Annotated in this window: 16 protein-coding genes; 11 read left to right on the plus strand and 5 right to left on the minus strand. The window is 39.9% G+C overall.

The features are described 5' to 3' along the window. Positions 1-130: 130 nt before the first annotated feature. Positions 131-697 carry a DUF4256 domain-containing protein gene (locus BUC16_RS02240; RefSeq protein WP_073367598.1) on the plus strand — a complete coding sequence of 189 codons (567 nt, stop codon included), beginning with the start codon at positions 131-133 and terminating at the stop codon, positions 695-697. 149 nt (positions 698-846) lie between these two features. Here BUC16_RS02240 and BUC16_RS02245 read toward each other — a convergent pair whose 3' ends face one another. The 4 genes from BUC16_RS02245 to BUC16_RS02260 all read right to left on the minus strand — a co-directional run bounded on the left by BUC16_RS02245 (position 847) and on the right by BUC16_RS02260 (position 7,607). After that, positions 847-2,214 carry an efflux transporter outer membrane subunit gene (locus BUC16_RS02245; RefSeq protein WP_073367600.1) on the minus strand — a complete coding sequence of 456 codons (1,368 nt, stop codon included), beginning with the start codon at positions 2,212-2,214 and terminating at the stop codon, positions 847-849. Further along, on the minus strand, positions 2,204-5,380 hold the full coding sequence (locus tag BUC16_RS02250) for an efflux RND transporter permease subunit (RefSeq protein WP_073367601.1): 3,177 nt from the start codon (positions 5,378-5,380) through the stop codon (positions 2,204-2,206). The genes BUC16_RS02245 and BUC16_RS02250 overlap by 11 nt, the downstream gene beginning before the upstream one ends. 18 nt (positions 5,381-5,398) lie before the next feature. Then, positions 5,399-6,547 carry an efflux RND transporter periplasmic adaptor subunit gene (locus BUC16_RS02255; protein WP_073367603.1) on the minus strand — a complete coding sequence of 383 codons (1,149 nt, stop codon included), beginning with the start codon at positions 6,545-6,547 and terminating at the stop codon, positions 5,399-5,401. Positions 6,548-6,869: 322 nt separating this feature from the next. Beyond that, positions 6,870-7,607, minus strand: a complete 738-nt coding sequence (locus BUC16_RS02260) for a ZIP family metal transporter (RefSeq protein ID WP_073367605.1) — start codon at positions 7,605-7,607, stop codon at positions 6,870-6,872. 361 nt (positions 7,608-7,968) lie between these two features. Here BUC16_RS02260 and BUC16_RS02265 point away from each other — a divergent pair, with 361 nt between their 5' ends. Both BUC16_RS02265 and BUC16_RS02270 read left to right on the plus strand, forming a co-directional pair. Next, positions 7,969-8,937 carry a polyphosphate kinase 2 family protein gene (locus tag BUC16_RS02265; RefSeq protein WP_073367606.1) on the plus strand — a complete coding sequence of 323 codons (969 nt, stop codon included), beginning with the start codon at positions 7,969-7,971 and terminating at the stop codon, positions 8,935-8,937. 25 nt (positions 8,938-8,962) lie between these two features. Beyond that, on the plus strand, positions 8,963-10,657 hold the full coding sequence (locus tag BUC16_RS02270; RefSeq protein WP_073367608.1) for a SulP family inorganic anion transporter: 1,695 nt from the start codon (positions 8,963-8,965) through the stop codon (positions 10,655-10,657). Here the strand turns inward: BUC16_RS02270 and BUC16_RS02275 are convergent. Next, positions 10,654-11,376, minus strand: coding sequence for an ion channel (locus BUC16_RS02275; protein WP_073367609.1), 723 nt, complete (start codon positions 11,374-11,376; stop codon positions 10,654-10,656). The genes BUC16_RS02270 and BUC16_RS02275 overlap by 4 nt on opposite strands. A gap of 199 nt (positions 11,377-11,575) precedes the next feature. Here BUC16_RS02275 and trhO point away from each other — a divergent pair, with 199 nt between their 5' ends. The 8 genes from trhO (at position 11,576) to BUC16_RS02315 (ending at position 20,014) form a co-directional block, all read left to right on the plus strand. Then, a complete protein-coding gene (gene trhO / locus BUC16_RS02280) occupies positions 11,576-12,994 on the plus strand; it encodes an oxygen-dependent tRNA uridine(34) hydroxylase TrhO (RefSeq protein ID WP_073367611.1) in 1,419 nt (472 codons plus the stop codon). 6 nt (positions 12,995-13,000) lie between these two features. Beyond that, positions 13,001-14,242 carry a peptidase U32 family protein gene (locus BUC16_RS02285; RefSeq protein ID WP_073367612.1) on the plus strand — a complete coding sequence of 414 codons (1,242 nt, stop codon included), beginning with the start codon at positions 13,001-13,003 and terminating at the stop codon, positions 14,240-14,242. Next, entirely contained in the window at positions 14,242-14,472 is a 231-nt protein-coding gene (locus BUC16_RS02290) for a ferredoxin (protein WP_073367614.1), read from the plus strand. The genes BUC16_RS02285 and BUC16_RS02290 overlap by 1 nt, the downstream gene beginning before the upstream one ends. 187 nt (positions 14,473-14,659) lie before the next feature. Continuing rightward, positions 14,660-15,988 (plus strand): PSP1 domain-containing protein, encoded by a 1,329-nt coding sequence (locus BUC16_RS02295; RefSeq protein ID WP_073367616.1) that lies wholly within the window; start codon positions 14,660-14,662, stop codon positions 15,986-15,988. Then, complete coding sequence (locus tag BUC16_RS02300) at positions 15,972-16,451, plus strand: gliding motility lipoprotein GldH (protein WP_073367617.1); 480 nt, start codon at positions 15,972-15,974, stop codon at positions 16,449-16,451. The genes BUC16_RS02295 and BUC16_RS02300 overlap by 17 nt, the downstream gene beginning before the upstream one ends. Positions 16,452-16,459: 8 nt before the next feature. Next, a complete protein-coding gene (locus tag BUC16_RS02305; RefSeq protein ID WP_073367619.1) occupies positions 16,460-18,772 on the plus strand; it encodes a penicillin-binding protein 1A in 2,313 nt (770 codons plus the stop codon). A gap of 128 nt (positions 18,773-18,900) precedes the next feature. Then, positions 18,901-19,602: a CoA transferase subunit A gene (locus tag BUC16_RS02310; RefSeq protein ID WP_073367620.1), complete on the plus strand. Its 702-nt coding sequence runs from the start codon at positions 18,901-18,903 to the stop codon at positions 19,600-19,602. A 64-nt stretch (positions 19,603-19,666) separates the two neighbouring features. Continuing rightward, a complete protein-coding gene (locus BUC16_RS02315) occupies positions 19,667-20,014 on the plus strand; it encodes a four helix bundle protein (RefSeq protein WP_073367622.1) in 348 nt (115 codons plus the stop codon). Positions 20,015-20,122 lie beyond the last annotated feature (108 nt).

Below are 20,122 nucleotides of genomic sequence, written 5' to 3' on the forward strand. Positions count from 1 at the left end.
GAGGCTTTTTTGTTTTTATTATATTCCCCAACTTTCTTCTCGGCAATTTTTACATATATTTGTTTGTTTGACAATCTCTCTATCAAACAAAATACATTCCCATTAAAAACAGTACACAACACTTACAGCAATGGAAAATAAAAAACACTTGACAGCAGAACAATCTTTAGCATTGCTTAGCGTATTAAAAGAACGTTTTGAGAAAAACGTAAACCGCCATAAAGGTCTTGAATGGGCTAAAATACAATCAAAGCTGGAAACTACCAATCCAGAGAAATTATGGTCGCTAAACGAGATGGAAAGAACGGGTGGCGAACCCGATGTTGTTGGTTATGATAAAACCACGAACGAATACTTTTTTTACGATTGTTCGGCAGAAAGTCCCAAAGACCGCAGAAGCTTTTGTTACGACCGCGAAGCACTGGAATCAAGGAAGGAACATAAACCCAAAAATAGCGCTGTTGCAATGGCGTCTGAAATGGGTATTGAACTTTTAACGGAAGAACAATACCGAGAATTGCAGCAACTTGGAAATTTCGACACCAAAACTTCGAGCTGGATAAAAACTCCTGCCGAAATTAGAAAACTTGGTGGCGCCATTTTTTCTGATTTCCGCTACGGAAATGTCTTCGTATACCACAACGGTGCAGAATCCTATTATGCTGCCAGAGGATTCCGTGGTTTGCTTAAGGTTTAACATCTGACAACAAAATTAGCTATGGAAAGCAACCCTAAAAAGGGAAACCACCATTTTTACCAACGGCATTATTAAACCCCGAGATTCCCAAAAACAAAAAACCATTCGCTGACACGAATGGTTTTTTGTTTAATTCATAAAGGCAATGCTTAATTCCAGCCGCCACCTAAAGCTCGATACAATTGTATCATGGAACTTAATTGATTTTGCGTTAACTCTGAAAGGCTCAATTCGGCATCAAACAAAGAACGTTGTACTTCCAAAACTTCCAAATAGGAAACATAGCCGTTATAATATCTTGCTTCTGATAATTCCAGGTTCTTTTTGGCCGCAATTACTTGTTTGTTTCTGGCAGACCATTCGTCTTTGTAGGTTCTTACATTTTGCAAGGATTGTTCCACTTCGGCCACGGCAACAATACAAGTTTTTTGATACGAAAGCCTTGATTCCTCTGCAATTTGACGATATATTTCCACTCTCCTCCTGTTTTTTCCAAAATTAAAAATAGGACCGGCAACAGAGGCACTTGCGTTTTGAAGATAAGAAGAACCATCGAACAAAGAACTTACAGAGCTGTTTGCAAAACCGGCTATTGCGGCAATATTAAACGATGGGAAACGCATGGCTTGAGCCACACCAATTCTCTCATTGGATGCCATATAATATTTTTCGGCCTGGTTCACGTCAGGTCTATTGCGCAATAAAACAGAAGGTATTGAAACCGGAATATTATTAGCCACTTGAAGCTCCATATTGGTCTTGCCGCGTTCTATTGGGCCTGGAGATTGTCCAATCAAAATAGAAATCGTGTTTTCTAGATCTGTAATTTGACGTTTAATACCCGGAATAGTCGCTTCGGCAATGGCCACTTGTTGTTCAATTTGCACTTTATCCACTTCGGAAACATAACCTGCCGAGAACCTTTGATTTATGATTTCGAATGATTTTTTTCTGGTTTCCAAAGTGTTTTGCGAAATGATTAATCGATTATCATAATCTCGAAGTTGGAAATAAGCTACTGCTATATCGCTTACCAGATTAGAAAGAATTACTTTGCGACCTTCTTCACTAGCCAACAATTCATTTTGAACGGCTCTATTTTCATGACGAATTTTTCCCCAAAAATCCAATTCCCAGGAAAGTGAAGCCGAAGCATTGGAAGGCATAAATGATTTTTCATTGCTGTTTACCGTTGCTCCATATCCAATGGCTGGCAATAAATCCGCTTTGGTATATCCAAGTTCTGCCCGGGTACGTTCAATACGGGCCATGGCGATTTTCATGTCATAATTATTCGACAATCCCTTGTTGATCAACCCTTTCAAAACTTCATCATTAAAGAGATCAAACCATTTGACGTTGACCACTGAAGCCAATGTATCAGCATTTGCAGGCCCATTCTGAAAAGTAGCTGCATTTTGTTCTTCCGGCTTTTTATATTTAGGCCCTACCAAACAACCCACAGGAAGTAGGGCAAGTACAAGAATGACAACAACAATTTTAAATTTATTCCTCATGACTTGTCGTATTTGATTCACTATTATTTTCAGTTGCCACAATCGTATCTTTCTTGGTTCCGATTTTTTCAATCATGACATACAAACCAGGCACAATTAATACCCCGAGAACAGTCGCTATCAACATCCCGGCAAACACCGCCATTCCCATTACAATTCTCGCTTGAGAGCCAGCTCCTGTCGCGGTCAACAAAGGAACAACTCCAAGAATAAACGCAAAGGCGGTCATCAATATCGGACGAAAACGCAATTTTGCCGATACCATTGCCGCTTCATACAGAGGCACACCTTTCTTCTCGTGTTCCTCTTTGGCAAATTCCACGATAAGAATGGCATTTTTCGCGACCAGTCCAATCAGTAATACCAGTCCAATTTGTGCAAAGACATTATTGACATAAGCATCGCTACCAAATCTCGCCAAGAACAAGCCTAAAAATGCCCCAAATACTGCCAAAGGTGCTCCAAGCAATACACTAAAAGGCAATTTCCAACTTTCGTATTGTGCTGCCAAGATTAAAAAGACAAACACCAATGCCATCAAAAATACGGAGCTTCCTCCCGGAGAATGTTTTTCCTGATACGAAAGGTTAATATAATCATAACTCATATCGGCAGGCAAAGTTTGCGTAGCCACTTCTTCCAATGCGTCCAAGGCTTGTGCGCTACTGTATCCATCATTAGGGCTTCCTCCGATTTCGGCCGATCTAAATAAATTCAACCTATTGGTAAAATCTGGCCCAGTAACTTTTGTGGCCGTAACCAAGGTAGATATCGGCAGCATTTCGCCATTATTGTTTTTTACATAAATCAGGTTCAAGTTTTCAGGTTTAACACGATCAATCGCCTCTCCTTGCAAATACACCTTATATTGACGGCCAAAACGATTGAAGTCATTCACATAGGTTCCTCCTAAAACGGCACCTAACGCCTCAGTAACTTTAGAAACCGGCACACCTAATTTCATCGCTTTATCGTTGTCTATCTCTAATTTAATTTGAGGAGTACCCGCATTAAAAGTGGTATAAATCCTTTTTATTTCAGGGCGTTTCTGGGCAGCTGCAATAAATGCTTGAGTTTGCTCGGCTAGATATTGCGGCGAATTTCCACCTCTATCCTGCAACATCAAACTAAACCCTGCCGAAGCTCCCAACCCTTGAATAGCTGGAGGGCCAAAAGCAAAAGCCGTGGCAGTCGTAATTTGTGTGGCCAATTTTTTATTCAATCGATCCACCAATTGTTTGGCAGTTTCCGATCTTTCTTCCCAAGGTTTTAACGAGATGAAAATAAAAGCATTATTCGGCTGGTAAGAATTGGTAAGCATACTAAATCCATTGATCGTGGTATAAGACAAAATTGACTCTTCTTCTTTCAAAAAGCCGTCAATTTTCTTGGAAATTTCATCGGTACGTTGAAGAGAAGAAGCGGGTGGCAATGCAATGTTGACCAACACATAACCTTGATCTTCCTCTGGAATAAAGCCTAATGGTATTTTTTTGCCCAACAAGGCTACCACAACTAAAACTGCCGCCAATAAAACAACAATACGCATTGATTTTTTAGCGAAAAAAGTAGCTCCTTTCAAATAACCCCCTGTAACTTTTTCGAAAATTCTGTTGAACCCCGCAAAGAATTTGGCCAACCATCCAGTTTGTTCTTCGACTGGTTTTGTGGGTTTTAGCAACATCGCACAGAGAGCAGGACTCAGCGACAAAGCACTGAATGCCGAGAAAGCCACCGAGACCGCAATGGTAATGGCAAATTGTTGGTAAAAACGTCCCGTAATTCCGGGAGTCATTGCCACGGGTATAAATACTGCGCACAAAATAAGTGCAATGGCGATTACAGGCCCCGACACTTCTCGCATAGCTTGTATCGTCGCATCTTTTGGAGATTTACCATGCTCAATATGATGCATCACGGCCTCCACCACCACAATGGCATCATCGACGACAATACCAATGGCCAATACCAGTCCTAATAACGACAATGTGTTTATTGAAAATCCCAACATCGGGAAAACAGCTATGGTCCCAATTAATGAAACTGGCACAGTAATTAATGGAATTAAGGTCGCACGCCAGTTTTGAAGAAATATAAATACTACCAATATAACCAGAATAATGGCCTCAAAAAGAGTGTGAACAATATCTTCAACTCCAGCGGTAATGGCAAGTGTGGTATCCAATGATTCTTGATAAACAATGTCCTTTGGAAATTTTTTAGCCATTTCCTTCATGGCGCTCTTTGCCGTTTCAGCTACTTCTAGGGCGTTACTTCCTGGCATTTGATACAAACCAACCACCGCACTTGGAGAACTGTTTCTTCGAGCATTGGAACTGTAATTCTCTGTTCCCAATTCAATTCGGGATATATCGCTTAACAAAACTTGGGCACCATCGTCCTTGCTTCGAACAACGATGTTAGAAAATTGTTTTTCGGTAACCAATCGATCCTGAAGCGTAACCCCATAAGTAAACTCTGTTCCCATTGGCGAAGGCTCAGCCCCGAATTTTCCACCTGGACTAATCATGTTTTGGGCATTGAGTGCATTTTTCACGTCATCAACCGTAACATTAAGTTTAGACATTACATCCGGTTTTAACCAAATACGCATGGAATAATCACTTCCTCCAAAAAGGGCAACTTCTCCAACTCCTTTTATACGTGCCAATTGATCTACAATATTGATACTGGCATAATTATTTAAAAACTTGGCATCATATTTCGGATTGGCAGATGTGATGGTAAACAACATCATCGGAAATGACAGCGATTTTTTCACCACTACCCCTTGTTGTTTTACACTTGGCGGCATAAAAGGCGCTGCTTGATTTTGCCTGTTTTGGGTAAGCATATTGGCGTTATCCAAATTGGTTCCTACATCAAAAGTCACCTCGATGGTACAAGCTCCATCAGAAGTGTTGATGGATTTCATGTACAACATATTCTCAACCCCATTCACTTTTTGTTCAATAGGAGTTGCAACAGCCTGCTCCACATTCAATGCATTGGCACCTGTAAAAGTAGTGGTGATTTTCACAACAGGCGGATTGATGTCCGGATATTGAGAAATAGGCGTTTTTTGCAATGCCAGCAATCCAAGTAACACGATAATGATACTGATTACCATGGCCACAATCGGTCTTCGAACGAAAAATTCTCCCATAATAATATGTTGTGTAAATTATTTAGTTGGCACAGTTTCGACCTGACCTGGTTCCCATGCTGTGATTTTTGGGGTAATGACACTTCCATTTTTCAACAATGAAGTTCCACCCATGGCAATTTTATCTCCAGATTTTAAACCATCCTCAATAACATAAGCATCTTTAAAAGAAGGACCTGCTTTAACAATTTGCATATGCACTTTGCTGCTGTCTCCCAAAACATAAACTTGATAAATACCCTGCATTTCAATAACAGCACGTTGAGGAATTACCAAGGCGTTTTTGCGAACATCTGTAACCACCCCAATTTTCACATATTGTCCTGGACGCAATAATTTGTCAGGATTTGGAAATGCGGCTTCAAATGTAATGGCACCGGTAGTTGGATCAATCTGTCTGTCGGCAAAACTCACTTTTCCTTTTTCTGGATAGATGGAACCGTCTGACAATTTTAATGAAATGGATTGTCCAACACCTTTTAAACTCGAATTCTCCTTGTTTATTTCCCTGAAAATACGAAGAAATTCCTGTTCACTCATTGTAAACCTTACCCTTACATCTCCCAAATCTGAAACTGTATTTAAAACCGACAAAGAACCTGGACGCACATAATCACCAACCCTCACTTTCGACATTCCTATCAATCCTGAAATTGGAGCAAGAATTCTGCAATAACTTAATTCAATTTTTGAATTTTCTAAATTTGCAGAAGCCGCTTTTAAGGAGGCCATTGAGGCGTTATAGGCAGCTTTTGCAGCTATTAACTCTCTTTGACTAACAGCGTTCATTTTGGCCAAAGGCACCATCATGTCATAATCTGATTTGGTTCTAGCCAATCTAGACCCTACCTCAGCCAATTCTCCCTCGGCTTGATGTACTTTAGATTGATATGGCAACGGATCAATCGTGTACAACAATTGTCCTTTAGTGACCAAACTGCCTTCTTTGAAGTTAAGACTTTCAATCACCCCGTCAACTCTAGGGTTAATCTGTATATCGGATTGACCAAAAGTTTCGCCTGTAAATTCCGATTCCAGCCTTACATCCTGTTGCTGAACTTCGGTAACCGAAATTTCAAGTGGCTTGGCCTCTGGAGCCGTCTCCTTTTTGCACGATGGCATCATAAAAAGCATAAGTGATGCCAGTAAAAAGTACGTTTTTTTCATTTTTCAATTTTTTATTATGATGCATTAATATTCAACTAAATTGTATGCGTTTATAAAGAGAATGGTTTGTTGCACAAATAATTTTAACCTTTCTTTAGTGTGAAAAAACAACAGCCAAAAGACAATACTGAAATTCTCTTAATTTTTTCATAAATTTCAACACCAAAAACTGATAACCAAATATAGGAAATATCTATAACTTTCCTGTTTTTTCTAAAAAAAAATTAAACACCAAATTAACCCCTTAAAAATCTCATAATTCATTTAAACATAAAATCAGTAGGCTATTTACAAATTAAATATGTTCTTTATTTAAACCCTGTCATAAATTTTCTAAAACCACGACACATACCGAAACAAAGAATCCAAGCACAGTGAACACGCCGGCTAATTTTCCACCATGCTCATAGGCTTCGGGAATCATGGAATTGGCAAGCATCATCAAGATGGCTCCTCCTGCAAAAGCCTGTATAAATGAAAGCCATTCTTTTGATGCTCCGCTAAAAAGTGCAAATCCTGCCACTGTGGACAAGGCACACAACAAAGCAATAATTACCCAAAGCAACACGATTTTTTTTTGACTCCATCCGCCTTCTTTCATTCCTGAAGATCCTGCGACGGCTTCTGGTAAATTGGAAATAAAAATTGCCACCAACATGGCCAAACTTACCGATCCTCCTTCGAACAACCCCAAGCCCAAAACAATAGATTCGGGAACTCCATCAAGAATAATGGCCAACACCATTGGAATTACCAAACTCGAACTCTTGGCGGCACCCACTTTCAAACGGTTGCTTGCCCCGAAATTTCCAATCAACTTGTCGGAGAAAAAAAAGGTGGCTGCCCCAACAAAAAATCCAAAAGCGGGAAAACCAGTGCCTTTGCCCATTTTTACCGCTTCAAAAACCAATTCATAAGAAATTGCCGAAATCAATGTTCCAGCTCCAAAACCCATAATTATTCCTATGGTACGATTGCTCAAAGTAAACTGTATCGCGATAATTCCTCCTAAAATTAAAGAAGAAGTTGCCAATAATCCCCAAATAAATGCATTTACCATGTCAAAACAGTTAAAAACTTAATTAAGGTCAAACAAATTTAAGTTTATTTATTTCAATAAAATAGTTCCAAATCACTATTTTCAGACTTAAAACCTGAAAAAGAGAGGATTCTAATGTTTTTAGTCTCTATTATCTAAATCAATTCCGAAGCAATTGATGTTTTTCAACTGCCAACTCGTTCCGGTTTCATTACTGAAAACAATAACCTGAAAACTAATAACTTCAAAAAAAATTAGTATTTTTGAAGTAAGGATTATCCTTTTCTTCTCTTCGAGACCATCTTTTTTAGAATTTTGATTACTATTTACATTATTTTTTATAACTGAATCATTTCACCCAAAAGTTAAAACATTTAAAATTATGTCAAAATCAAACCATAAAAACTCAAATGCTTTTGAAAAAAATGCCAGAGAATTAAGCACTTTAAGCAAAAAAGAACTAGTAAAAAAAGCCAAAAATTTCTCCAAACAATATTGTGTTGGCGATGGAAAAAATTTCAAGCTTAAAGATTACGAAACCAAAGCCAGTTTCAATTTGGGAGAAGAAGGGAAACCATTGGTTAGAGAAACGTTGCAAATAGGAGTTGATGCCTTGGCGGCCATGCAAGATGTTTTGTATGCCCAAGACAAATGGTCGCTCCTGATTATTTTTCAAGCCATGGACGCAGCAGGAAAAGACGGTGCCATCAAGCACGTGATGTCGGGCGTAAATCCGCAAGGATGCCAGGTTTCCTCTTTTAAAGCACCAAGTTCCGAAGATTTGGACCATGATTTTTTGTGGCGGTGCCAAAAACATTTGCCGGAACGAGGACGCATCGGCATTTTTAATCGTTCTTATTATGAGGAAGTATTGGTGGTTCGAGTTCACGAACAGATATTAAAAAACCAAAAACTTCCTGAAAAGTTGATTACCAAAGATATTTGGGAAGACCGTTTTCAAGACATTCGCAACTTCGAAAAATATTTGAACAGAAACGGAACCATCGTTATCAAATTTTTCTTGAACGTTTCCAAAGACGAACAAAAAGAACGTTTTATAGAACGCGTGGACGACCCGGACAAGAACTGGAAATTCAGCGCTACCGATGCCAAGGAAAGAGGATACTGGAAAGATTACATGCATGCTTATGAAGAATTAATCAAAAACACCTCAACCGAAAAATCGCCTTGGTACGTGATTCCTGCCGACAATAAATCCTATGCCCGAATTGCGATTGCATCGGCAATCATCAACGCCTTGGATGAAATGGACCTGGAATATCCAACCGTGAGCGATGAAAAAATAGTCGAATTACAAGCCGTGAAAAAAGCCCTGCTCGAAGAAAAATAATTCCCAAATTTTAAAATCTAAATTGATGAGCTTTGTGCATAAATTGTTCCCTCCTATTTTATGGTTTAAAGATTACACCGCCAAAACTTTAAAAGGAGATTTTATATCAGGAATAACTTTGGCAGCCTACGGAATTCCTGTTTCGCTGGCCTATGCTACTTTGGCGGGATTGCCGCCCCAATATGGAATTTACGGCTATCTCATAGGCGGTTTTTTTTATTCCCTGTTGGGTACCAGCAAGCAATTGGCCATTGGACCCACATCGGCAATTTCCTTGCTAATCGGAACTACCATTGCCAATATGGCCAACGGCAACCTGCAACGATGGGCTGAAATTGCTTCCCTTACCGCTTTGGTATTTGCCGCTTTGGCAATTCTTGCCTATCTGTTGCGGTTGAGCGGCATCATCAATTTTATTAGCGAAACTGTTTTGGTTGGCTTCAAAGCCGGAGCAGCCCTGACTATTGGCTTGACCCAATTGCCCAAATTATTTGGTGTAAAAGGTGGTGGAGAAAATTTCTTGGATCGTATCATTATCCTAATTCAACAACTTCCGGAAACCAATACCGCCGTTTTAATTTTTGGGATTACAGCCATTGCGATTTTAATTCTTGGTGAAAAAATGGCTCCCGGAAAACCCGTTGCCATACTCATCGTAATCATTTCCATTCTGTTGATTACGACAACTTCATTGGGGCACCAAGGTTTCACGACCGTTGGAATAATCCCTTCGGGACTGCCTGAATTTCATTTGCCAAGTCTTCGTGTTCGAGATATTGACGGCGTGCTTCCACTGGCAGCGGCCTGTTTTCTTTTGTCTTATATCGAAAGCGTTTCGGCGGCAAGAACATTGGCACAAAAAAACAACTATTTCATCGATCCTCGTCAAGAATTACTGGCTATTGGAGTTGCCAACGCCGCTGTTGCACTAGGCCAAGGTTACCCTGTGGCAGGCGGATTGTCACAATCTGCCGTCAATGACAATGCTGGTGCAAAAACCCCCTTGTCCTTGGTATTTGCCTCTGTTACCATAGCATTATGTTTATTGTTCTTGACAGGTTTTCTCAAAAATTTACCCGCAGTAATTTTGGCGTCGATTGTATTGGTAGCCATTAGGGGACTTTTTGACCTAGATGAAATGAAACATCTCTATCGAATAAACAAACAGGAATTTTACGTGGCCATGATTGCCCTTGTTGGCGTGCTCATTTGGGGAATCCTGACCGGTGTTTTACTGGCAGCCATAGTCACTTTATTGCTGTTGATAAAAGCGACCTCGAAACCAAATGTGGCTTTTTTGGGAAGAATTCCGGGAACCAAACGTTATACCGATTTAGAACGTCATCCCGACAATGAAATTATTGAAGGCGTACTGATTGTTCGAGTGGAATCATCTATCTTTTATTTCAATGTCGAAAATATTAAAGAGCAAATTTGGGAGAAAATCAATAGCGAAATCAACCCTTTGAAAACCGTAATACTGGATTTGAATTCCTCTCCACGTGTCGACATCACGGGAGCCCGATTTTTAAAACATCTTTTTACGGAATTGAAGAAAAAAAATATTTCCTTGAAAATTGCCGAAGCGCGTTCTGAAGTTCGTGATATTTTGCGTTCCGAAAATCTGGAAGAAGTTTTGGGACACATCAGTCGTTTTGTTTCTGTCGACGATTTGGTGGTTGCAGCTTTAAAAAAAGAAGCTTCAAACGAACAAGATTAATTTTGCGATTGTTTTTTATTCTGAATTTTTAGAGAAGCATATTTTCCGACCAACATCGAAATAATTATGGCAACATAAAGCTGTCCTGAAACACCGATCAGGACGGAAAGCGATTTTGACAATGGATGAACAGGAACGATATCGCCATAACCCGTAGTCGTAAAAGTCATAAAGGTGTAATAAATATTGTCCTGCAAAGGTTCCAATACCCTGCTCTCTAGATCCCCGGAAAAACCGGAATTGTATGCACCCGGAATTTTAATTGAAACAATGGTGACAATCAAACTGAAGGCAAACACCAACAAAAGATAACCGGTAATAGAATCCACAATTACTTTGAATGTAACCGTTGAAATGGATGAAATCTGCTTGATTAAACTAAAAACAAGAAATAAAAAGAAGAAGAAATTAATAAATCGAAAGCCTACCCTAAAAAATGTCGTGTCCACAAAATAGGAACTCCAGATGATTACCAATGAAAAAGCGGCAAAACTTCTCGTGAATTTATGATTCTGCCTTAAAGACAAAACGGCAAAAACAACTACACCCGTAATCGAACAAGTAAAAAGAAATTCAAGATACTGAATTGGGGAAATCGGAATAACAAAAATCGTGACCAGCGTAAAAAATAAAAGAAAACCATTTGGCAAATTGGATTTACTTTCTTTCTCATCTGTCGAAATTATTTCACTAAATCTTGACCAAAAGGATTTTTTCATTCTGTTTTTCTTGGGCTAATACTAATTCTATCTCAAAAAGCGTCTATCAAAAGTAACGAAAACCAAGCTAGTGGACAAATTTATTACCAAGTCCTAAAGTTGATTCTCTAGTTTTTTAATCTAAAAATAAACCTTAAATTTGCACCCGAATTCTTCCATTTAGAATTCACGACATATTTCTCACTTAACCGTTTATAGCATGCAACTGTATAACACCTTAAGCGCAGAAGAAAGGGCCGAGCTTATTGATCAAGCCGGCAAACAACGCCTTACGTTGTCTTTCTATGCGTATGCCAAAATTGAAGATCCCAAAAAATTTCGCGACGATTTGTTTATTGCCTGGAATGCACTCGATGCACTGGGTCGAATTTACGTCGCCCACGAAGGCATCAACGCCCAAATGAATGTTCCTGCCGAAAACATCGAAGCTTTCAGGGAAACCTTGGAAGTCTATGATTTCATGAAAGGTATTCGCCTGAATGTGGCCGTAGAACATGACGATCACGCGTTTTTGAAACTGACCATCAAAGTGCGCCACAAGATTGTTGCCGACGGTCTCAACGACGCAACTTTTGACGTGACCAACAAAGGAATTCACCTAAAAGCCAAGGAATTTAACGAAATTCTGGATGACCCAAACACCATTGTGGTGGATTTTAGAAATCACTACGAAAGTGAAGTGGGCCATTTCAAAGGCGCCATCACTCCCGATGTTGAAACATTCAGGGAAAGTTTGCCCATAATCAACGAACAGCTGCAAGACCACAAAGAAGACAAAAACCTGGTAATGTATTGCACCGGCGGCATTCGTTGCGAGAAAGCAAGTGCTTATTTCAAACATCAGGGTTTCAAAAATGTTTTCCAATTGGAAGGCGGAATCATCAATTACGCCAAACAAATTGAAGAAGAAGGCTTGGAAAGCAAATTCATTGGAAAAAACTTCGTGTTTGACAATCGTCTGGGCGAAAGAATCACGGATGATATTGTTTCTCAATGTCACCAATGCGGAAAACCTTGCGACAATCATACCAATTGTGAAAATGACGGATGTCATCTGTTATTTATTCAATGTGATGAATGCAAAGCAGCCATGGAAAATTGCTGTTCTACTGAATGTCTGGAAATCACCCATTTGCCTTTGGTCGATCAGGTACGATTGAGAACAGGAAAACAAGTGGGCAACAAAGTTTTCAGAAAAGGAAAATCCGAAAGTTTAAAATTCAAACACTCTGGAGACTCGAGAGCAAGGCTCGAACAGGCGAAGCAATTAACCGATACTGTTTTAGCCACTGTTTCAACCCGAGGCGGAGCCGAACGGAGCGGAGCTAAATCAACCGATATTCGCCAAAAAATAAAAATAAAAAAGACATTGCTTGGCAAAGCGGAACATTATTACGTAAAAGCCCAAGTTGGCCTTTTCATCATCGAAAACCAAGAATTAAATTCCGGTGACAAAATCTTGATCTCGGGACCAACCACGGGAAACCAAGAAATGGTTTTGGACAAAATGATGGTCAACGGAACCGAAAACACGATGGCGAAAATTGGCGACAAAGTAACATTTGCAGTGCCTTTCAGAGTCCGATTGTCTGATAAATTATATAAAATTTTAAACTAATTTATCATGGCAACAAACAACAAAATAGAATTAATGGCTCCAGCAGGAAATTTCGAATCCTTGCAAGCCGGACTGGACAACGGAGCCGATTCCGTTTACTTCGGAGTGGAGCAATTGAACATGCGCGCTCGTGCCACCGTCAATTTCACGATGGAGGATTTGCCGGAAATTGCCCGTCGTTGCGAAGAAAAAAACGTTCGAAGTTATTTGACGCTAAACACCATCATTTACGACCACGATTTATCGGTCGTGAAAACATTATTGGCCAAAGCCAAGGAAGCCAACATCACGGCAGTAATTGCTTCCGACCAAGCCGTAATTGCCATGGCGAGAGGAATAGGAATGGAAGTCCATATTTCGACCCAGTTGAACGTGACCAACATCGAAACCATAAAATTCTACAGTCTTTTTGCAGACACGATGGTTTTGAGCCGCGAATTGAGTTTGCGCCAAGTAAAAAATATCACCGCACAAATCGAAAAAGAACAAATCAAGGGACCCAACGGCAAATTGGTGGAAATCGAAATTTTCGGCCACGGTGCTTTGTGCATGGCGGTTTCGGGAAAATGTTATTTGAGTTTGCATTCGCACAATTCCTCGGCAAACCGTGGCGCTTGCAAACAAAATTGTCGCAAAAAATACACCGTTATCGACCAAGAAACCGGTTTCGAAATCCAATTGGACAACGAATACATGATGTCGCCGAAAGATTTGTGCACGCTTGATTTTCTGGATCAAGTGATAGATTCAGGCATTCAAGTCTTGAAAATTGAAGGTCGTGGCCGCGCGCCGGAATATGTTGCCACCGTAATCAAAAACTACCGTGAAGCCATCGACAGTTATTATGAAGGCAGTTTTTCAAAAGAAAAAATAGCGGTTTGGATGGAAGCCTTGAACACGGTTTACAATCGCGGTTTTTGGTCAGGTTATTATCTTGGGCAAGAATTGGGCGAATGGAGCGATGTTTCGGGATCGGTAGCGACCCAAAAGAAAGTGTACGTGGGGAAAGGAACCCATTTTTTCCCGAAAGCGGAAATTGGACAATTCAAAATCGAAGCTTACGACATCAAAATCGGGGACAAAATATTGGTGACAGGTCCAAGCACCGGAGCTCAAGAAATGATTATCGAAGAAATGTACGTGAACGATACAACGGTAGAAAAAGCAACGAAAGGAGACGATTGTACTTTCAAACTGCCTTTTAGAATCCGTATGTCCGACAAATTATATAAAATCGTGGAAGCCTAATGGTCATTGTAACGCTGCAAAGAGACAAATGCATTGGCTGCAATTATTGCGTGGAAATGGCACCCGTCCAGTTTCAAATGTCCAAAAAAGATGGCAAATCGGTATTGATCAAAAGCGTGAACGCCAAAGGATTTTTCACGCTGAAATCGCCAGACCACACCATTGTCGAAAGTTGCGAACTCGCCGCCAAAGCCTGTCCGGTGAAGATTATTTCGGTGAAGGAAACATAGCATTTCATTCAATTCCACTGATAAATCAACCCGTCACAACTTCAATTGTGATGGTTTTTTTTTAGTATAATTTTATGATTTTTTGCCCTTTTTACCTCTTGTAACTTAAAATTAAAAAATACTATCTTTACCGATTAAACGTTTTAAGAACTTAAATTGCGTTCATCGCAATACTACATATAAAATTATGGCATGTACAAGTTGTTCAACTTCTGATGGTGGTGCACCTAAGGGTTGCAAAAATAATGGGACTTGCGGCACCGACAGCTGCAACAAATTAACGGTTTTCGACTGGCTTTCGAATATGAGTTTGCCCAATGGCGAAGCTCCTTTTGACTGTGTGGAAGTGCGTTTCAAAAACGGGAGAAAAGAATTTTACCGCAATACGGAGAAACTGACTTTAAGTATGGGTGACATTGTCGCCACTGAAGCTTCTCCTGGTCACGACATAGGAATTGTAACTTTGACAGGTGAGTTGGTTCGCATCCAAATGAAGAAAAAAGGAGTAAATCCTAACAGTTCCGACGTTGCCAAAGTGTACCGAAAAGCATCCCAAAAAGACATCGATATTTGGTCCAATGCCCGTGACAAAGAAGAGCCGATGAAGGTTCGAGCCAGAGAATTGGCCATTGCCCAAAAACTGGAAATGAAAATTTCCGACATCGAATTTCAAGGCGATGGATCGAAAGCCACGTTCTATTACACGGCCAATGACAGAGTCGATTTCAGGCTATTGATCAAGGATTTTGCCAAAGAATTCAGCACAAGAGTCGAGATGAAACAAGTGGGTCTTCGCCAAGAAGCGGCTCGTTTGGGCGGAATAGGATCTTGCGGAAGAGAATTGTGTTGTTCCACTTGGCTAACCGATTTCAGAAGCGTGAACACCTCGGCGGCACGTTACCAACAATTGTCATTGAACCCACAAAAACTGGCAGGCCAGTGCGGGAAATTGAAATGCTGCCTAAATTATGAATTGGATACTTATATGGATGCCTTGAAAGGATTTCCAAGTTTTGACACCAAATTGGTAACCGAAAAAGGAGATGCAGTTTGCCAAAAACAGGATATTTTCAAAGGACTGATGTGGTTTGCCTACACCAATGATTTTGCCAATTGGCACATGCTAAAAATAGAACAAGTCACCGAAATCATTGCCGAAAACAAACTCAAAAACAAAGTCGCTTCATTGGAAGACTTTGCCATTGAAGTAGTTCAGGAACCAGAAAAGCATTTCAACAATGCCATGGGCCAAGAAAGTTTGACCCGTTTTGACCAACCCAAGAAGAAGAAAAAACCAAACAAAAAACGCAAACCAGGCGGAGAAAATGTTATCGTTGCCAACAAAAACAACGAAAACAAAAACAGCGGGAACGAAAACAAACCAAACAACAATAAACCAAATAACAACAAAAGGCCTAACAACAATGCCAAGCCTAATGCTAATGCCGCAAATGACAATAAACCTGCTGCGCCAAGAAAACCAATAATTATCACCAAAAATGAGAAAAAAGAATAGTGCATTACTGCTTTTGGTCGTGGTACTCTTTTTTTCATGCGATAAAAAAAGGGTTTTTGACGAATACAAATCCGTGGGAACTGCATGGCATAAAGACAGTGTTGTAACTTTCGATTTACCGGAATTGGATTCGACAAAACGATACAATTTATTCGTAAATTTGAGAGACAACAACGATTATCCGTTCAACAATCTCTTTTTGATCGTTGCTCTTGAAATGCCAAATGGTTTTACAAAAGTCGATACCCTTGAATATCAAATGGCCAATCCAGACGGCTCACTGCTAGGAGATGGTTTTACGGATATAAAAGAAAACAAACTTTTTTATAAGGAAAAAGTACGATTTAGAGGAAAATACAAAGTACACATAAAACAAGCCGTCAGAGAAAACGGAAAAATTCCAGGAGTTAAAGCTTTAGAAGGAATTACCGATGTGGGTTTTAGAATAGAAAAAATAGATTAAGACATAATATGGCTACTCGAAAAAATAATAATCCGGCAAACAAAGTAGAAAAAGACATCAATTACTATAAAAATAAATTTTGGAAAATTTTCTTTTATGGTTTGGGTGGTGTCGTGGTGTTCTTCTTGCTCGCTTCATGGGGTCTTTTTGGTTCCATGCCTTCATTCGAAGATTTAGAAAATCCAGATTCCAATTTAGCCACCGAAATCATCTCGTCAGACGGAGTAATTTTGGGAAAATATTTCGAAAAAAACAGGTCTCAATTAAAATATTCCGACTTGCCTAAAAACCTTGTAGATGCATTGGTAGCCACCGAAGACGAACGTTTTTACGAACATTCGGGAATAGACGGCAGGGGAACATTGAGAGCCATTGCCAGTATGGGAACAAGCGGTGGGGCAAGCACCTTGACACAACAATTGGCCAAACAATTATTCCACGGCGAAGGATCAAAATTCTTGCCGTTTAGAATCGTGCAAAAAATCAAGGAATGGATTATTGCCATCCGATTGGAAAGACAATACACCAAAAACGAAATCATCGCCATGTACTGCAATGTCTATGATTTTGGCAATTATTCCGTTGGGGTAAGCTCTGCGGCACAAACCTATTTTTCAAAAGCACCCAAAGATTTGACCATAGACGAATCGGCAATATTGGTTGGAATGTTTAAAAACTCGGGATTGTACAATCCGGTAAAAAATGCCCAAGGCGTTAAAAACCGTAGAAATGTGGTGCTTTCACAAATGGAAAAAGGGCACATCATCACCAAGGAACAAAAAGAAAAACTGCAAGCATTGCCTATCACCTTGCATTTCAAACTGGAAAGTCACCGTGAAGGAACGGCAACCTATTTCAGGGAATATTTGCGTGACTATATGAAAAAATGGATGGAAGAAAACAAAAAAGCCGATGGTTCCGACTATAACATCTACAAAGACGGCTTGAAAATCTACACCACCATCGATTCCAGAATGCAATTGCATGCCGAAGAAGCCGTTGCCAAGCATATGGAAAACCTTCAACAACAGTTTTTTATCGAAGCCAAAACCAATAAAAACGCACCTTTTGTAAACATCTCTGATGCTGAAACCCAACGTATCCTAAAACAAGCGATGAAATCATCCTACCGATGGACCGTGTTGGCGGAACAAGACAAAAGCGAAGAAGAAATCATAGCCTCATTCAGCCAAAAAGTAAAAATGACGGTCTTCACTTGGAAAGGGGAAAGAGACACCATCATGACACCTTTGGATTCCATACGTTATTACAAACATTTCCTCCAATCGGGCTTGATGGCCATGGAGCCTCAAACGGGCAACATCAAAGCTTGGGTGGGCGGAATCAACTACAAATATTTTCAATACGACCACGTAGGACAAGGAGCCAGACAAGTAGGTTCCACTTTCAAACCCTTTGTTTATGCCACAGCCATCGAACAATTGGGAATGTCGCCATGTGACACCCTAGTCGACGGTCCATTCATAATTCGCAAAGGCCGTCATAACGTGACCGAAGATTGGGAACCAAGAAATTCCGACAACAGATACCGTGGAATGGTATCCTTAAAACAAGGATTGGCTAATTCCATCAACACCATTTCGGCCAAATTGATTGACAAAACAGGACCGGAAGCCGTAGTGGAATTGACACACAAATTAGGCGTAAAATCCGAAATTCCTGCCCAGCCTTCGATAGCATTGGGCGCGGTTGACATTACCGTGGAAGACATGGTTGCTGCTTACGGAACCTTTGCCAACCAAGGTGTTTACGTAAAACCACAATTCATCACCCGAATAGAAGACAAAAGTGGCGTAGTGATTTACGAACCCATTCCAGAATCACACGATGTATTGAATAAAGACATTGCCTTTGCCGTAATCAAATTACTCGAAGGTGTTACCGAAAGTGGCTCTGGTGCCAGATTAAGAACACAAGGTGGCGGAAGCGGCGACAATCGTTGGACAGGCTATCCGTACATGTTTACCAATCCAATTGCGGGTAAAACAGGAACAACCCAGAACCAGTCCGACGGTTGGTTTATGGGAATGGTGCCCAACTTGGTAACCGGAGTTTGGGTAGGATGCGAAGACCGTTCAGCTCGATTCAAAAGCCTGACTTATGGTCAAGGAGCAACCGCGGCCTTGCCAATTTGGGGTTATTTCATGAAGCTTTGTTATGCTGACGAAAACCTCAAAGTATCCAAAGAAGGTTTCGACAGACCTAAAAATCTTTCCATAAAAGTAGATTGTTACACCCGTCCAGCAGTTGTAAAAGACACCACTGCCGTAGAACAAGACACCGACGAATTCGAGTTGTAAAACCATAAAAAGCCTTCATTAAATTTTTTATTAACGAAGGCTTTTTTGTTTGCCAACTGAATTGAAATATTGTTTTTTCTTTTGAAAATAAAGGCTTACTTTTAATAGCCAAAAGAAATCGATTTGTCATGATCTACAAAAAAGTAAATTCTGTTCAAGAAGCACTCGAAGGAATCGAAAACGGAATGACCCTAATGCTTGGTGGTTTCGGATTGTGTGGCATTCCTGAAAACTCCATTGCCGAATTGGTCAAAAAAGAAACCAAGAACCTTACCTGTATTTCCAACAATGCCGGAGTCGATGATTTTGGTCTTGGACTGCTTTTGCAAAAACATCAAATCAAAAAAATGATTTCTTCCTACGTGGGAGAAAATGCCGAATTTGAACGCCAAATGCTTACCGGCGAACTCGAGGTAGAACTCATTCCGCAAGGAACTCTGGCTGAACGTTGTCGAGCAGCCCAAACCGGAATTCCCGCTTTTTTCACGCCGGCAAGTTTCGGAACGGAAGTAGCCATTGGCAAAGAAACCCGAGAATTCAACGGAAAAATGCACGTAATGGAATTGGCATTCAAAGCCGATTTTGCCATTGTAAAAGCTTGGAAAGGCGACACGGCAGGAAACCTAATCTTCAAAGGAACTGCCCGAAATTTCAATCCTTGTATGGCTGGCGCCGCAAAAATCACCATCGCCGAAGTCGAAGAATTGGTAGAATCCGGAACACTCGACCCCAATCAAATTCACACGCCTGGAATATTTGTTCAACGTATTTTTCAAGGAGAAAAGTATGAGAAGAGGATTGAGAAGAGAACTGTTAGAAAAATTAATTAAACAATTTATCAATTTCTTAATGTAACAATTTCTAAACTATCTATAAATTTAAAAAACCACAATTATGAGCCAAGAAAATGTAGTTGTTTCTAAATCCATAGATTTCGCATTAGATATTATTGATTTTTGTGAACTATTAGAAAGTAAACGAAAATTTGTTATTGCCAATCAGTTATTGAAAAGCGGAACAAGTATTGGAGCTAATATTCACGAAGCTCAAAATGCAGAAAGTAGAGCAGACTTTATTCATAAAATAAAAATTGCTGCAAAAGAATTAGAGGAAACCAAATATTGGTTGATTCTATGTGAAAGAGCAAAAAACTATCCATTTGAACCTAGTTTAAAGACAAAAATAAATGAACTTGGTCTAATTGTTTACAAAATAATAAGTAGCAGCAAAAAAAATAGTTAATATGCAAATAACGATTCAATGGAGCAATTGAACATTTAAAAATGAATTAATTAGTATTTTGACACATTGATAAATTAATTTTGAATACTCCTCTTCATTGTTAAATTG

It is taken from the genome of Flavobacterium fluvii, assembly GCF_900129545.1.
Taxonomy (GTDB): domain Bacteria; phylum Bacteroidota; class Bacteroidia; order Flavobacteriales; family Flavobacteriaceae; genus Flavobacterium; species Flavobacterium fluvii.